The sequence below is a fragment of the Bradyrhizobium sp. PMVTL-01 genome, from assembly GCF_051861855.1.
GTDB lineage: Bacteria > Pseudomonadota > Alphaproteobacteria > Rhizobiales > Xanthobacteraceae > Bradyrhizobium.
Map to the genome: position 1 here is coordinate 6,130,180 of NZ_CP193982.1, position 15,719 is coordinate 6,145,898.

Sequence of the window (15,719 nt, forward strand, 5' to 3'; positions counted from 1 at the left end):
TCCGGGATGGACGTACAACGCAAGCTTGAGATTCTGGCGGATGCCGCCAAGTACGACGCGTCCTGCGCCTCCAGCGGCACCGAGAAGCGGGATTCCAGCGACGGCAAGGGCATGGGCTCGACCGCGCCGGGCATGGGCATCTGCCATTCCTACGCGCCGGACGGACGCTGCATCTCGCTGCTCAAGGTGCTGCTGACCAACGCCTGCAATTACGATTGCCTCTATTGCGTCAACCGCGCCTCCTCCAATGTGCCGCGCGCCCGCTTCACCATCGAGGAGTTGGTCAAGCTGACGCTCGACTTCTACCGGCGCAATTACATCGAGGGCCTGTTCCTCTCCTCCGGCATCATCCGCAGCCCTGATTACACCATGGAGCAGGTCGTGAGCGTCGCGCGCAAGCTGCGCGAGGAGCATCACTTCCGCGGCTATATCCACCTCAAGACCATTCCCGAGGCCGACGACGCCCTGATCGCGGAAGCCGGCAAATATGCCGATCGTCTCTCGATCAACATCGAGATGCCGCAGGAAACGAGCCTTAAGCAATTCGCGCCCGAGAAGGACGTCCGTGCGATCCGCCGCACCATGGGCCGGCTGCGGCTGAAACTCGACGAAGCCGAGGAAAATCGCAGCGCGAAGACGAAAGCAAAACCGCAGCGCTTCGCGCCGGCAGGCCAAAGCACGCAGATGATCGTCGGCGCCGATCGCGCCTCCGATCACACCATTCTCCACACCAGCGCCAATCTCTACGGCTCATACAAACTGCGGCGCGTTTACTACTCCGCCTTCAGCCCGATCCCCGACGCGAGCCGTGCCTTGCCTCTGGTCCAGCCACCGCTGCTGCGCGAACACCGGCTCTACCAGGCCGACTGGCTGATGCGGTTCTACGGTTTTGAGGTCGGCGAGATCGTCGACGACAGCGCGATGCTGCCGCTCGACATCGATCCCAAGCTCGCCTGGGCGCTGCGCCACCGCGACCGCTTCCCGCTCGACGTCAACCGCGCCAGCCGCGAGGAGTTGCTGCGCGTGCCCGGCTTCGGCACCAAGGCGGTCGAACGCATCATCGCAACGCGGCGCACCACCACGATCCGCCTCGCCGATCTCGCGCGGCTGCACGTGCCCCGCAACAAGGCGCTGCCGTTCATCGTCCTCAGCGATCACCATCCCTCACCGCATCGGCTCGACGCTGCCGGGCTGATCGAACGGTTCAAGCCGAAAGCAACGCAACTGGGATTTGGCTTCTGATGCAATACATCACTTTCGACACCGAAACGGATTTCGACGGCTGGCGCAAAGCCGCGCGTAGCCTCGTGCTTCACCAGGTGCAGCCCAGCGATGTCACCTGGACGGTGAAAGGCGGCGAAGCGGAGTTGTTTGCACCGCCGGGGCCGTCTCCGATCCTCGAGGTGAACGAGGGCAGCTTCAACGTATCGGCAAAATTCGTCGAGCTCGCCAAGGCAGCGATCCTGCACCGCGATCCCCAACGCTTTGCCATCCTCTATCGCCTGCTGTTCCGGCTGAAGGACAACCACGACCTCATCGAGGTCGCGACCGATCGTGACGTCGCCCAGGTCACGGCGATGGCAAGAGCCGTCCATCGCGACGAGCACAAGATGCATGCCTTCGTGCGCTTCCGCGAGATCGGCCGGGAACGCGCGGCGCATTACGTCGCCTGGTTCGAGCCGGAACATCACATCGTCGAGCTCGCAGCCCCGTTCTTCGCCAAGCGCTTTGCCGACATGCCCTGGTCGATCCTGACACCGGATCTGTGCGCGCATTGGGACGGCCATGCGCTCTCGTTCACGTCAGGCGTCAGCAAGAGCGAGGCACCCGGCGAAGACCGGCTGGAGGAAACCTGGCGGCGCTATTACGCCAGCATCTTCAATCCGGCCCGGCTCAAGGTGAAGGCGATGCAGGCCGAGATGCCGAAGAAATACTGGAGGAACCTGCCTGAGGCTTCGATCATTAAGCCTTTGATCGAGGACGCCGAGCGCATGACCGGCGCCATGCTCGCCAATGCCGCAACCGACCCGCACAAGCCTCAGAAGCGGCCGGAGGCTCCGATGAAACGCAAGACCTCAGCCGACGATCTCGAAGCTCTCCGCGAGGAAGCCGCCCATTGCCGCGCCTGCCATCTCTACAAGGACGCGACCCAGACCGTGTTCGGCGAAGGCCCGAGAAACGCCAACATCATGCTGGTGGGCGAGCAGCCCGGCGACAAGGAAGACCTCGCCGGCCATCCCTTCGTCGGTCCGGCCGGCCAGATGCTCGACCGCGCGCTGGAGGAGGCCGGAGTCGACCGCAAGAAGGTCTATGTCACCAACGCCGTGAAGCACTTCAAATTCGTGCCGCGCGGAAAGATCCGCCTGCACCAGAAGCCGAATACGCCGGAGATCCGGGCGTGCCGGCAATGGTATGAGCGGGAAGTTTCGGCAATCCAGCCCGATCTCATCGTGGCGATGGGCGCAACCGCCGCGCAGAGCGTGTTCGGGAAGATCACGCCCATCGGCAAGAACCGCGGCCGGTTGATCGACCTTCCCGACGGCCGCAAGGCGCTGGTGACGGTGCACCCGTCCTATCTGCTGCGGTTGCCCGATCCCGAGGCCAAGGTGCTGGAATATCAGCGCTTTGTCGAAGACCTGAAGATCGCCGCCGGCCTGCAGAGGAAATCCGCGCGCGCCGCCTGAATACCGGCGGGAAAGCGCTTTTCAACCAGCGCTTGTCATCCAGCCTTCGTATCCGTCGCGGACAATACCCTTACTTGAAAGTTAAGGGGCGTCCTGACATGACCGATGTAGCATTTGACCGCGCGGTAGCCGATCCCGCGCCGATCCAGCCGGCCTCCCGGCCCAATCTCGACAAGGGCTTCAACCCGCTGACCATGATCCTGTTCTTCGGCATCCTCGCCGCGGGCCTGCTGTTCGTCGCCTACAGCATCTATGTCGACGTCAACGCGACCGGCACGCGCGTGACGACCTTCCTGCCCTACATCCTCTTGTTCGTCGCGCTGCTGATCGCGCTCGGCTTCGAGTTCGTCAATGGCTTCCACGACACCGCCAATGCGGTGGCGACCGTGATCTACACCCATTCGCTGCCGGCTGAAGTCGCCGTGATGTGGTCCGGCTTCTTCAACTTCCTCGGCGTGCTGCTCTCCTCGGGCGCCGTCGCCTTCGGCATCGTCTCGCTGCTGCCGGTCGAGCTGATCCTGCAGGTCGGCTCCAGCGCCGGCTTCGCCATGGTGTTCGCGCTGCTGATCGCGGCGATCCTGTGGAATCTCGGCACCTGGTTCTTCGGCCTGCCCGCCTCCTCCTCGCACACGTTGATCGGCTCGATCATCGGCGTCGGCATCGCCAATGCCGTCATGCGCGGCCGCGACGGCACCTCGGGCGTGGACTGGAGCAAGGCCACCGAGATCGGCTACGCGCTGCTGCTGTCGCCGCTGGTCGGCTTCCTCTGCGCCGCCGTGCTGCTGCTCGTGCTCAAGTTCGCCGTGCGCAACCCGGCCCTCTATGCCGCGCCCGAAGGCAACAAGGCTCCGCCGCTCTGGATCCGCGGCCTCTTGATCCTCACTTGCACCGGCGTCAGCTTCGCGCACGGCTCCAACGATGGTCAGAAGGGCATGGGCCTGATCATGCTGATCCTGATCGGCACCGTGCCGACCGCCTACGCGCTCAACCGCGCGCTGCCGGAATCCCAGGTCACCCAGTTCCAGAAGACTTCGGAGGCAGCCGCCAGGGTGATCTCGGCCAAGGGTGCCGGCCACAGCATCATCGGCGATCCCCGCCCGGCAGTGACGCAGTACATCACCTCGCACCACATCAGCGAAGGCACCTATCCCGCGCTCGCCGTGCTGGTGAAGGATGTCGGCGACCAGGTTGCCAAATACGGCACGCTGAACAAGGTGCCCGCGGAAGCCGTCGGCAACACCCGCAACGACATGTACCTGACGTCGGAGGCAATCCGCTTCCTGATGAAGGACAAGGAGAACGATCTCAACAAGGAGGAGATCGCGACCCTCAACGCCTACAAGGGCTCGCTCGATGCTGCCACGAAGTTCATCCCGAACTGGGTAAAGATCGCCGTCGCCATCGCGCTCGGCCTCGGCACCATGATCGGCTGGAAGCGCATCGTCATCACCGTCGGTGAGAAGATCGGCAAGAGCCATCTCACCTACGCGCAGGGCGCCTCCGCCGAGCTCGTGGCCGCCGCCACCATCGGCGCCGCCGACGTGTTCGGCCTGCCGGTATCGACCACGCATGTGCTGTCGTCCGGCGTAGCCGGCACCATGGCCGCGAACGGTTCGGGGCTGCAGTGGTCCACCATCCGCAATCTGCTGATGGCCTGGGTGCTGACGCTGCCCTGCGCGATCATGCTGTCGGCCACGCTCTACGTGATCTTCTCGCGGATGTTCTGAGAGCCTCTCTCTCTCCCCGTTCTTACGGGGAGAGGGTTAGGGTGAGGGGCTCCATGCGCGAAAATGGTGACAGATGGACTCGCGGAGAGTCCCCTCACCCGGCGCTTCGCGCCGACCTCTCCCGCAAGCGGGGCAAGGTGACGAAAAGCTACGACGCCGCGAGCGATTCCTCGACCAGCTTCACCCAATAGGACGTGCCGTAGACGATCGCCTCGTCGTTGAAATTGTAGGCGGGGTGATGCAGGCCGGCGCTGTCGCCGTTGCCGCAGAAGATGAAGGCGCCGGGGCGCGCTTCCAGCATGTAGGCGAAATCCTCGCCGCCCATCAGCGGCGGCATCTCGTGCACATTGGCTTCGCCCGCGACCTGCCTGGCGATACGCCGCGCCACCTCGGTCTCCGCGGCGTGGTTGTTCACGACGGGATAGTTGCGCTTGTAGTGCAGATCGATCTTGGCGCCGGTGATCTGCGCCACGCCCGCCACCACCTCGTGCACGCGCTTCTCGACCAGCTTGCGCACCTCCGGCGACAGCGTGCGGATGGTGCCGCGCAAGGTCGCGGTCTGCGGAATGACGTTGCGGGCGTTGCCGGCGTGGAATTCGCAGATCGAGATCACGGCCGATTCCAGCGGATCGACGCTGCGCGCGACGATCGACTGCAGCGCCGTGATCACCTGCGCGCCGACCAGCACGGAATCGATGCATTTGTGCGGACGCGCGGCATGGCCGCCGACGCCCTCGATCATGATATCGACCTCGTCGGTCGCCGCCATGATCGGTCCCTGCCGGATCGCGAACGAGCCGATCGGGATGCCCGGGCCGTTGTGCATGCCGTAGACCTGCTCGATGCCGAAGCGCTCCATCAGGCCGTCCTTGACCATGGCTGCGCCGCCGGCACCGCCCTCCTCGGCCGGCTGGAAGATCACGATCGCGTCGCCTGCGAAGTTGCGGGTCTCGGCGAGATAGCGGGCCGCCCCGAGCAGCATCGCGGTGTGGCCGTCATGACCGCAGGCGTGCATCTTGCCCGGATTCTTGGAGGCGTAAGGCAGGTTGGTCTGCTCCTCGACCGGCAGCGCATCCATGTCGGCACGCAATCCGATCACCTTGAGACCCTCGCCGGCGGGCTTGCTGCCCTTGATCACGCCGACCACGCCGGTCTGGCCGAGGCCGGTCACGACCTCGTCGCAGCCGAACTCGCGCAGCCGGTCCGCCACGAATGCTGCGGTGCGGTGGACGTCGTAAAGCAGCTCCGGATGCTCATGGATGTCCCGGCGCCAGGCCTGAATATCGGGTTGGAGGTCGGCGACACGGTTCACGATGGGCATGGCGGGTCTCAAGCTTTGTTGGGAATACAGGACTGTCTACCATGCAACCGTCAGTCCACCCAACTCCCTGGGAACGGGGTCTGGCCCTGACGAACGGACATGGCCGGGCTTGTCCGGTCCGGCAGGTCTGCCTATTAGGACGGAAAGTTAAGCGACGGGTGGAAACAGAATGCCGAGACGGCTCGAGGATGAATTCGACTACATTGTCGTCGGAGCCGGCACGGCCGGCTGCATCATCGCCAACCGGCTGTCGGCAGACTCGCGCAACCGGGTGCTCGTTCTCGAAGCCGGCGGCGACGACAACTGGATCTGGTTCCACATTCCGGTCGGCTATCTCTTCGCGATCGGCAATCCGCGCTCGGACTGGATGTTCAAGACCGAGGCCGAGCCGGGCCTGAACGGCCGCGCGCTGGCCTATCCCCGCGGCAAGGTAATCGGCGGCTGCTCGGCAATCAACGCAATGATCTCGATGCGCGGCCAGGCCGCCGACTACGATCACTGGCGTCAGCTCGGCATGACCGGCTGGGGCTATGACGACGTGCTGCCGCTGTTCAAGCGGCTCGAAGACCACTTCCTCGGCGCGAGCGAGCATCACGGTGTCGGCGGCGGCTGGCGCATCGAGGCACCGCGGCTGTCATGGGCCGTTCTCGACGCCGTCGGGGACGCCGCCGAGGAGATGGGCATCAAGCGCATCCCGGACTTCAACACCGGCGACAACGAAGGCATCAGCTATTTCCACGTCAACCAGAAGCGCGGACGGCGCTGGTCCTCGGCGCGCGGCTTCCTCAAGCCCGCGCTGAAGCGCCCGAACCTGCGGCTCGAGAAGCACGTGCTGGTCGACCGCCTGATCATCGAGCAGGGCCGCGCCGTCGGCGTGCGCTTCATCCAGAACGGCGAGATCATCGAGGCGCGTGCGAAGCGCGAGGTGGTTCTCTCGGCAGGCTCCATCGGCTCGGTGCAGGTGCTGCACCGCTCCGGCATCGGCCCTGCCGACTGGCTATCGCCATTGGGCATCGACATCGTCATGGACAAGCCCGGCGTCGGCCGCAACCTGCAGGATCATCTGCAGCAGCGGGCGATCTACAAGGTCGAGCGCGTACGCACTTTGAACGAGACCTATTACAATCTGTTCCGCCGCGGACTGATGGGGCTGGACTACGCCTTCCGCCGCCGCGGGCCCCTGACGATGGCACCGTCACAACTCGGCATCTTCACGCGCTCCGATGCGACGCGCGCCCGTGCCAACATCCAGTTCCACGTGCAGCCGCTGTCGCTCGACAAGTTCGGCGATCCCCTGCACCGCTTCCCCGCCATCACGGTCAGCGCCTGCAATCTGCAGCCGACCTCCCGCGGCACCGTGCGGCTGCGCGCGGCAACGCCTGACGAGAAGCCGATCATCGCGCCAAACTACCTGTCGACCGACGACGACCGCCAGGTCGCCGCCGACGCCATCCGCACCACGCGGCGCCTGATGCAGCAGAAGGCGCTGGCAAAATATCGCCCCAGCGAATATCTGCCCGGCCCCTCCGTCGGCGACGACGACGCCTCGCTCGCGAAGGCCGCCGGCGATATCGGTACGACGATCTTCCATCCCGTCGGCACAGCCAAGATGGGTACCGCGAACGACCCGATGGCCGTGGTCGATGAACGCCTGCGCTTCTACGGCCTTGGCAATTTGCGCATCGTCGATGCCTCGATCATGCCGACCATCACCTCGGGCAACACCAACACACCGACAGCGATGATTGCCGAGAAAGGCGCAACGATGATCCTCGAGGATGCGAAGTAATCCTACGCCGCCCGGATGGAGCGAAGCGCATTCCGGGTCGTCGCCACAACACTGACCCGATTACGCTTCGCTCCCTCCGGGTTACAACTCGCTCACGAAATCGTCATCGCATTCGGGAATAACTCCCCCGCTTCCGCAATCACCTCCCCGAAGCCCAATTCCGGGCGACCTGGAGAGGCGCGATGAGCGGACAAGATCACGGGGATGACGGCGTCAGCCGCCGCAAGGTGCTGGAATGCATGACCTGGGCCGGCACCGGGGTGCTCTGGACCGTCACGGGCGGCGTGCCGCGCTCGCTCGGCATCATCGATTCCGCCGAGGCCGCGACCCCGGCCGCGCCCGGCATGAGCTTCCTCCAGATCAGCGACAGCCATGTCGGCTTCGACAAGCCGGCCAATCCGAACGCGCTCGGCACGCTGGAGGAGGCCGTGAACAAGATCAACGCGATGCCGGCCAAGCCAGCGTTCATGATCCACACCGGCGACATCACGCATCTGTCGAAGGCCGCCGAGTTCGACAATGCCGAGCGCATCATCTCGCAGACCAAGCTCGACGTGCACTACGTCCCCGGCGAGCATGACTTCATCGACGAGGAGGTGAAACTCTATCGCGAGCGTTACGGCCGCGGCACCAAGGGGCACGGCTGGTATTCGTTCGACGCCGGCGGCGTGCACTTCGTCGGCCTCGTCAACGTCGTCGACCTCAAGGCCGGCGGTCTCGGCAATCTCGGCGCCGAACAACTCGCCTGGCTCGAGGACGATCTGCGCGGCAAGTCGAAATCGACGCCGATCGTGCTGTTCGCCCACATCCCGCTCTGGACCGTCTATCCCGAATGGGGCTGGGGCACCGAGGACGGCGGCCGCGCGCTCGAATACGTCAAGGGTTTTGGCTCGGTCACCGTACTGAATGGCCACATCCACCAGGTCATGCAGAAGGTCGAAGGCAACGTCACGTTCCACACTGCGCGCTCGACCGCCTTCCCGCAGCCGGCGCCGGGAGCTGCCCCCTCACCCGGCCCGATGAAGGTCGAGGACGCAAGGCTGCGCTCCATGCTGGGGGTAGCCAGCATCAACTTCAAGCAGAACGAGCAGCGGCTCGCGATCATCGACACGCCGCTGCAGGGTTAACGCTGAACGGAAGCTGACAATGAAGACTCTCAATCGCCGCGACTTCGGTGTCGACCTCGGTCTCGCTCTGGTCGCGGCCATCCTGCTGCCCGCGACAAAAGCCCGTGCCGACGACACGGAGGTGCATATCGACAATTTCGTGTTCCAGCCGGCCGAGCTCAAGATCAAGGTCGGGACCACGGTGACCTGGACCAACCGGGACGACATCCCGCACACCATCGTGTCCGCCGGCAAGTTCAGGTCCAAGACCCTGGACACCGACGACAAGTTCTCCTTCACCTTCACCAACGCCGGCGACTACAAATATTTTTGTTCGCTGCACCCGCACATGACGGGGATGATCAAGGTTGAGTAACGTCTTCAACCAAGGCATCAACGTCTTGCCCGGCCGGTGGTCCCACGCCGGCCGGGCTCGTGTGCCTGGGGTCACGGCAAGAGAAGAAGCAGAGGCAAAGCGAGGAGCGATGCCCGCCACCGACGATGTGCAGAAGGCACAGCGCTTCCGCGAGGCGGCGCTGCCCTATCTCGACGACGTCTACACGCTCGCACGCTACCTGCTGCGCGATGCGTCCGACGCCGAGGATGCGGTGCAGGAGTGCTATCTGCGCGCGCTGAAGCATTTCGACAGCTATCGCGGCCCGGCGATGAAGCCCTGGCTGTTCGCCATCCTGCGCAACGTCTGCAACGCCGAATATGCACGGCGCGCGCACCGGCCCAGCGCGATCGAGGACACGCCCGGCGCCGACGAACAGACGCCGCTCTGGCAGGAGACCGAGGCGAGCCCCGAGACCGAAGTGCTGCGCAGCCGCGATGCCGGCGCGATCCGCAAGCTGATCGACGCACTCGCCGAGCCGTTCAAGGAAACATTCGTGCTGCGTGAGATCAACAATCTGTCCTATCGCGAGATCGCCGAGGCCGTCGGCGTTCCCGTCGGCACCGTGATGTCCCGCCTCGCCCGCGCCCGCGCCATGCTGCGCGCGGCCTGGACGGCGGAAGAGGAGCAAGCGAAATGACCTGCGACGAAGCAAGGATCCTGCTTCACGCGCTGCTCGACAGCGAGCTCGACGCCAGCCATGCGCGCGAGGTCGAAGCGCATATCGCGGGCTGCCCGGCCTGTGCTGCCGAGCTCGCCGCGCAGCGCGACATGCAGCGCGTGCTCGCGGCCACCGATCTGCGCTACACCGCGCCGGCGAGCCTGCGTACCCGCATCGAAGCGTCGCTGCCGCAGCCGCAGCGCCAGCAACCGAGCCGCCGCTCCGTGCTGCGCGGCTTTGCGATGGGCTCGGCCGTCTCCGCGCTCGCCGCCTCCGCCGTCGTCGCCGTGGTGCTGCGCCAGGACGACCAGCAGCGTATCCTGTCGGAGGTCGTCTCCGCGCATCTGCGCTCGCTCCAGGCCGGCCACCTCACCGACGTGGTCTCGACCGACCAGCACACCGTCAAGCCCTGGTTCAACGGCAAGCTCGACGTCGCCCCGCCGGTGATCGACCTCACCGCGCAAGGGTTTACGCTGGTCGGGGGCCGGCTCGACTATATCGACGCCCGCGCCATCGGCGCCGTGGTCTACCGGCGCCGGCAACACGTGATCAACCTGTTCGTGTCGCAAACCGCCAGCACGGAGCACCGGGCGCCGAAGACCCAGACCATGCAGGGCTTCAACTGCCGCCGCTGGGGCGGCCGCGGCCTGAACTTCTGGGCCGTCAGCGATCTCGGCGCCGACGAGCTCGCCGAATTCGTCGACAAGTTCGAGGCGGCGATGAAGGCGAATGTGGAGGGGTAGCCTTGAACACGTCGTCATTGCGAGCCAAGCGAAGCAATCCAGACCGTCTCCGCGAGCGGGATACTGGATTGCTTCGCTTCGCTCGCAATGACGATTGCTGAGACAGATCGGCGAACTTAAGCCGAGCGCCGCACCGCGTTGTCCACCAGCGTCTTGCCCAGCGACCAGATCGCACCGGGGACCTTGTGGCTGCCCGCGATGACGTCATCGAACGCCTTCTCGATCCAGCTGCAGTCTTCCTCGGTGATGGTGAGCGGCGGCAGCAGCTTGATGGTGTGGCTGCCGTGGCCGGCGACCTGCGTCAGGATCTTGTGATCCTTGAACAGCGGCACGGTGATGAGCTGGCAGAACAGGCCCTTGTTGGCGGTCTCCAGCACGTTCCATGAGGCCCGCAGGCGCAGCGATTTCGGCGGGCCGAACTCGATGCCGATCATCAGGCCCTTGCCGCGAACTTCCTTCAACAGCTCGTAGCCGGGCACCATGCGCGTCAGCGCCAGACGCAGCTCGGCGCCGCGCTTGGCGGCCGCATCGATGAGCTTCTCCGATTCCATCACGTCCAGCGTGGCAATGCCCGCGGCCATGGCGAGGTCGTTCTTGGAGAAGGTGGAGCCGTGCACGACCGCGCGGTCCATCTGATTGAAGATCTTGTCGAAGATCGCCTTGCGGGTCAGCACCGCGCCGACCGGCACGTGGCCGCCCGACAGTGACTTCGACAGCAGCACCATGTCGGGCTCGACGTTCCAGTGCTCGACCGCGAGGAAGCGGCCGGTGCGGCCCATGCCGGTCTGGATCTCGTCGGCAACGAACAGCGTGCCGTATTTCTTGCAGAGCGCGGCCGCGCCGGGCAGGAACTCGTCCGTGGGCATGTTGACGCCCTTGCCCTGGATCGGCTCGACGATGAACGCGGCGACCTCGCGCGAGGCCAGCGCCTTTTCGAGCGCGGCCAGATCGTTGAACGGAACCGGGGTGCAGCCTGGCAGCAGCGGTTCGAAACCGGTGCGGAAGTTCGAATCACCGGTCAGCGACAGCGCGCCATAGGTCAGGCCGTGATAGCCATGGGCGCAATAGACGATGCCGGGACGCCCCGTCGCGCCGCGCGCGAACTTGATCGCGGCCTCGACGCATTCGGCGCCGGAATTGGCAAAGAACGCCTTGTCGAGATAGGGAACATATTTCAGGAGGCGCTCGGCCAGCACGCCGGCGAGCGTCGAGACGTCGAACTGGACGAGGTTGGGCAGGTCGGCATCGAGCACGCTCTTGAGCGCCTCGCGCATGACCGGATGATTGCGTCCGATAGCAAACACGCCAAAGCCGGACAGCAGGTCGAGATAGCGCGCGCCCTCGCGGTCGTAGAGGTACTGCCCCTGCCCCTTCTGGAAGCCGACATCGTAGCCGATGGTCTTGAGCACCCGGACGAACTGCTCGTTCAGATACCGATTATGCAAGGCGCTGCGCTGGGCCTGCCGGTCCGCGAACAGCTGAGACATGTCTGGATTTGGACTGGGCATCCGCTACATACTTCGATTGAGGGCCGTCTCGTCAACTGGAAAACGGACCGTTACTGCAAACGGTCTGTGCGGCCTTTTGCCCTTTTTCGGACCATCTTCGCAAGCACAGCTTTTAGATCATGTTGCACTGCCAAGGAACACTCATGCGTTTGGCCCTTTACACCGGAATTATACTGGCTGGCGGTTACGCCTGCCTGACGCCAGCCCTCGCGGCCGATCCCACCGGCGACTGGCGGGTCGCCGACGGCGTCGCCAACATCCGTGTCGCCCAGTGCAATGGCAGCATGTGGGGCGCCGTTTCCTGGGAAAAGAAGCCCGGCGGTCGCGACGAGAACAACCCTGATGTCTCGAAAAAGAACAGGCCGACCCTGGGCATGCCCACCCTGCTCGACATGAAGAAGAAGCCCGGCGCCGATCAGTGGGAGGGACAGGTCTATAACGCGCAAGACGGCCAGACCTACAGCGCGACGATCACACCTGTCGGCACCGACCAGCTCGAGATCAAGGGCTGCGTGATGGGCTTCCTCTGTGGCGGCGAGACCTGGACCCGGGTCGGACCGCCGATCCCCGTGAGCCCTGCCAATGCCATGGCCAAGGGCGCGCCGAAGTCCGGTGGGGCGCCGAAAGCCCAGGGAACACAACAGGGAGCCCAACAGGCAGCGCAACAACCAGCCCAGCCCCCCCAAGCCACGACGGGCGCTACAGCGTCTGCGCCGGCTGCGAAGACCGCCGCTGCCAAGCCCGCTCAGAAGGGCGCCGCCGATCCCGTCGGCGACATCTGCCTACTCCCTGAGATTGCGGGGCTTGCCCATTAGGGCCGGCTGGAACAGCAGCACGGCGGCGAGCGTCGTCACCAGCGAGAGCGCCAGCAGCTTGCCCATGCTGGACGTGCCGGGATGGCTCGACAGCCACAGGCTCCCGAACGCGGTCGCCGTCGTCAGCGCACTGAAGAAGATCGCGCGCGTCAGGCTGGTCTGAAGCAGGTTTGTTCTGCCGGAGCGCCAGGCCACGACATAATAGATCTTGAACGCGACGCCGACGCCGAGCAGCAGCGGGAACGCGACGATGTTTGCGAAGTTGAGCGGCAGGCCGATCAACACGCAGATTTCGAGCGTCACGGCGCCGGCAACCAGAAGCGGCACCAGCGTCATCAGCACGTCCACGAACCGCCGCAACGTGATCCATAGCAGCAGGCCGATCACGAGCAGCGCGTAGATGCCGGCGTGGATGAACGCCTTCACCACGGTGTCGCCGGATTTCAGGATCGAGACCGGCCCGCCGATCGCGGTCGGCTCGGCCTTGAGCACCGCCGCCGCAAATCTGCGCAGGGTGTCGTTGTCGTTGGGATCGCCCTTGGGCAGCGCCTCGACGCGGATGATGCCGTCCTTGCTCTTCCAGGCGCTGACGAGGTCGGGCGGCAGTGAGCTCAGGGTGACGGGCCCTACCTGCATCGCGTTCCTGAGCTGGTCGAACACGATCTTCATCGGCGTGACGAAGACGTCCTGCGCCTTGTTGCGCGTGGCCTCGTCGCCATTGGCGAGCTTCTCGAGCGCATCCGCGAGCCGGCGCGAGGCGACGGCGCCCGGGCCCTTGGCGTCCCCGGCGGTCCGACGCAGATTATCGGCCGAGGATTTCAGCGATTCCACGTTCTCCTGGTCCGTCGGGGCCGCATCGATCTGATCAGGATTGAGCGCGGGGTTCAGCACCTTGGCGCCCTGCGCGATCAACTTCAGCTTCGGCTGCTGGTCCTGCGGCACGAAGCTGTCGAGCGACATCACCCGGAGCACCTCCGGCACCTGCTCCAGCTTCGCCTGGACCTGCCTTGCCTGCTCCTCCGACGTGGTCATCACGTTGATGGCGTTGGCGCCGGTGTTGGGATCCTTGCGCAGGTCGAGGAAGGTCGCGATCGACTCGGCGTGCGGATTGCGCAGGTTCATCGGGTTGAAGTCGAACTTCATGAAGTAGAGCAGCGGCAGGCCGGCGAGCGCGAGCAGCAGCGTGCCCCCGACGACCAGGAAACGATGCCTCTCCAGGAAGCGGTCGAGCGGCGCCAGGAAGGCATAGCCGACCGGCTCCATCTCACCGGGCGGGTTCAGAAGCTTCAGCAGGGCCGGCAGAATGGTGATCGAGGAGAGGAAGGCCACCAGCATGCCGACGCCGGCGATCTGGCCGAGTTCCGCGATGCCCTGGTAGTCCGTCGGCATGAAGCAAAGGAAGCCAGCCGCGGTCGCCATCGCGGCGAGCGACAACGGCACCGCCGAGCGTTTCGCAGCCAGCACCAGCGCACCGGAGAGATCGTTGTGCTTGTAGCGCTCCGAGCGATAGCGGACGCTGTACTGGATGCCAAAATCGACGCCGAGGCCGACGAACAGCACCGCGAATGCGATCGACAGCAGATTGAATGATCCGACCATCATCAGGCCGGCCGCCGTCGTGATCGCGAGGCCGACGAAGAGATTGACGAACACGGCGAAGATGATCTTCGCCGAATGCAGCGCCAGCCAAAGGATGAGCAGCACGACGAGGATGGTGCCGACGCCGTTGACCACGGCGCCTTCCTGAACGGTCGCGTATTCCTCGTTCGCGATCGGGACGGGACCGGTCAGGCGCACCCGCGCCTGGTACTTGGTCGGGAAATCCAGATCGGCTGCCGCCTTGCGGATTGCGTCGGTGGCGTCCTTGCCGGGCTCCAGCGCGTTGTAGTCGAGGATCGGCTTGAACTCGATGAAGGCGCGCTTGTCAGAATCCGACAGCGGCTCGTCGCTGACGAGCTCGCGCCAGGAGAAGCTCGCGTTGCCCTTGTTGAGCACGGTCTCGACGGTCTGAGCGATCTGGTTGAACGGCCGCGCGGTGCCGTCGAGCTTCACCTGCCCCCGCTTGACGCCGGCAAGCCCTGTCTCGAGCGCACCGGTCAGGCCGCGGATCGAGGGATCGCCCGCCATGATCTCGATCAGGGGCGCTGCGGATTCGAATTGACTGGTCGCCTTCGCAACCTCTTCGGTCGGCAGGAACAACAGGCCATTCCGCTCGAAGAACTCGCCGGTGCCGAGCTGCTGCATCGACACGAAATTGGTCTTGTCGTCTTTCAGCTTCGCGTAGAGCGCATCCGCCGCGGCGGTCGCCATCTCCGGCGTCCTCGCCTCGACGACCGCCAGAATCGTCGCATCGCGGTCGAAGGCGCGGTCGAATTGCTGGTCGCGCTGCCGCCAGTCGAGATTTTTGGCAATCAGCGAATTGATGTCGGTGTTGATGGCGAAATGGCGCGCAGCGTAATAGCCCGCGGCCACCGCCAGCAGGAGCCCGAGAACGACGACGAGGGAGGCAAGCCGGGTACAGGCCCTGACGATGGCAACGACTACGCTTTGCAGCACTTCTTTTCTTTCTGCGTTTAAACAGCTTGCCGGAAACGCCCGCTGTTTATCGGAGTTCCCGGGCGAAACCTATTGCTGTTTTGAGTGGTTCTCGCCGCAAGAAGGTTCGGGGTAAACGGCGGAGGACCGTGGCAAAATCATGCGGGGCGGTCGGTATAGCCGTGCAGTTGAGGCGGGAACGTGACGAAGGGGTGAGCACAAATGTGCCCATTTTGCTGGCGGAAATCGCTATACTATAGTACCGCGATCTTCACCCGCCCGGAACCATAGTTTCATCCGCGCTTTCCTTTCTGCCGATTTTTTGACACAAAGTGCTGTGCCTCCATGCGCCGGGCCTGGTTGGGGTGGGCGGTTACCGCGGGCGCGAGCTAATGGTGCGTTTATTGCAACCCATTGGTGGATCGGGTGCCGCTGG

Annotated in this window: 12 protein-coding genes; 9 read left to right on the plus strand and 3 right to left on the minus strand. The window is 64.8% G+C overall.

Features of this window, described 5'->3' with window-relative positions; translation table 11 throughout:
- The first annotated feature begins 6 nt into the window (after positions 1-6).
- From ACRQ5Q_RS29740 to ACRQ5Q_RS29750, 3 genes are all read left to right on the plus strand, one after another.
- Positions 7-1,242 (plus strand): putative DNA modification/repair radical SAM protein, encoded by a 1,236-nt coding sequence (locus ACRQ5Q_RS29740; RefSeq protein WP_439393502.1) that lies wholly within the window; start codon positions 7-9, stop codon positions 1,240-1,242.
- Positions 1,242-2,684, plus strand: a complete 1,443-nt coding sequence (locus ACRQ5Q_RS29745; protein WP_439393504.1) for a UdgX family uracil-DNA binding protein — start codon at positions 1,242-1,244, stop codon at positions 2,682-2,684. Before ACRQ5Q_RS29740 ends, ACRQ5Q_RS29745 begins: the two co-directional genes overlap by 1 nt.
- Positions 2,685-2,782: 98 nt before the next feature.
- Positions 2,783-4,411, plus strand: coding sequence for an inorganic phosphate transporter (locus tag ACRQ5Q_RS29750; RefSeq protein WP_439393506.1), 1,629 nt, complete (start codon positions 2,783-2,785; stop codon positions 4,409-4,411).
- Positions 4,412-4,559: 148 nt separating this feature from the next.
- On the opposite strand, the gene ACRQ5Q_RS29755 is transcribed toward ACRQ5Q_RS29750, so the two are convergent.
- Positions 4,560-5,732 carry a M20 aminoacylase family protein gene (locus ACRQ5Q_RS29755; protein WP_439374257.1) on the minus strand — a complete coding sequence of 391 codons (1,173 nt, stop codon included), beginning with the start codon at positions 5,730-5,732 and terminating at the stop codon, positions 4,560-4,562.
- 169 nt (positions 5,733-5,901) lie between these two features.
- On the opposite strand from ACRQ5Q_RS29755, the gene ACRQ5Q_RS29760 reads away from it, so the two are divergent.
- The 5 genes from ACRQ5Q_RS29760 (at position 5,902) to ACRQ5Q_RS29780 (ending at position 10,425) form a co-directional block, all read left to right on the plus strand.
- Positions 5,902-7,521, plus strand: coding sequence for a GMC family oxidoreductase (locus ACRQ5Q_RS29760; RefSeq protein WP_439393508.1), 1,620 nt, complete (start codon positions 5,902-5,904; stop codon positions 7,519-7,521).
- A gap of 182 nt (positions 7,522-7,703) precedes the next feature.
- Positions 7,704-8,648 carry a metallophosphoesterase family protein gene (locus ACRQ5Q_RS29765; protein ID WP_439393510.1) on the plus strand — a complete coding sequence of 315 codons (945 nt, stop codon included), beginning with the start codon at positions 7,704-7,706 and terminating at the stop codon, positions 8,646-8,648.
- A 19-nt stretch (positions 8,649-8,667) separates the two neighbouring features.
- Positions 8,668-9,003, plus strand: a complete 336-nt coding sequence (locus tag ACRQ5Q_RS29770; protein ID WP_439374254.1) for a cupredoxin domain-containing protein — start codon at positions 8,668-8,670, stop codon at positions 9,001-9,003.
- Positions 9,004-9,112: 109 nt separating this feature from the next.
- Complete coding sequence (locus tag ACRQ5Q_RS29775; protein WP_211410311.1) at positions 9,113-9,661, plus strand: sigma-70 family RNA polymerase sigma factor; 549 nt, start codon at positions 9,113-9,115, stop codon at positions 9,659-9,661.
- Entirely contained in the window at positions 9,658-10,425 is a 768-nt protein-coding gene (locus ACRQ5Q_RS29780; protein WP_439393512.1) for an anti-sigma factor family protein, read from the plus strand. The genes ACRQ5Q_RS29775 and ACRQ5Q_RS29780 overlap by 4 nt, the downstream gene beginning before the upstream one ends.
- A 116-nt stretch (positions 10,426-10,541) precedes the next feature.
- Here the strand turns inward: ACRQ5Q_RS29780 and hpnO are convergent, their stop codons facing one another.
- Positions 10,542-11,933, minus strand: coding sequence for an aminobacteriohopanetriol synthase HpnO (gene hpnO, locus ACRQ5Q_RS29785; RefSeq protein WP_439374252.1), 1,392 nt, complete (start codon positions 11,931-11,933; stop codon positions 10,542-10,544).
- A 143-nt stretch (positions 11,934-12,076) separates the two neighbouring features.
- Between hpnO and ACRQ5Q_RS29790 the strand changes: the two genes are divergently transcribed.
- Positions 12,077-12,748 (plus strand): DUF2147 domain-containing protein, encoded by a 672-nt coding sequence (locus ACRQ5Q_RS29790; RefSeq protein WP_439393513.1) that lies wholly within the window; start codon positions 12,077-12,079, stop codon positions 12,746-12,748.
- On the opposite strand, the gene ACRQ5Q_RS29795 is transcribed toward ACRQ5Q_RS29790, so the two are convergent.
- Entirely contained in the window at positions 12,716-15,304 is a 2,589-nt protein-coding gene (locus tag ACRQ5Q_RS29795; RefSeq protein ID WP_439393515.1) for an MMPL family transporter, read from the minus strand. The two genes, ACRQ5Q_RS29790 and ACRQ5Q_RS29795, sit on opposite strands and share 33 nt — an antisense overlap.
- Positions 15,305-15,719: the final 415 nt, after the last annotated feature.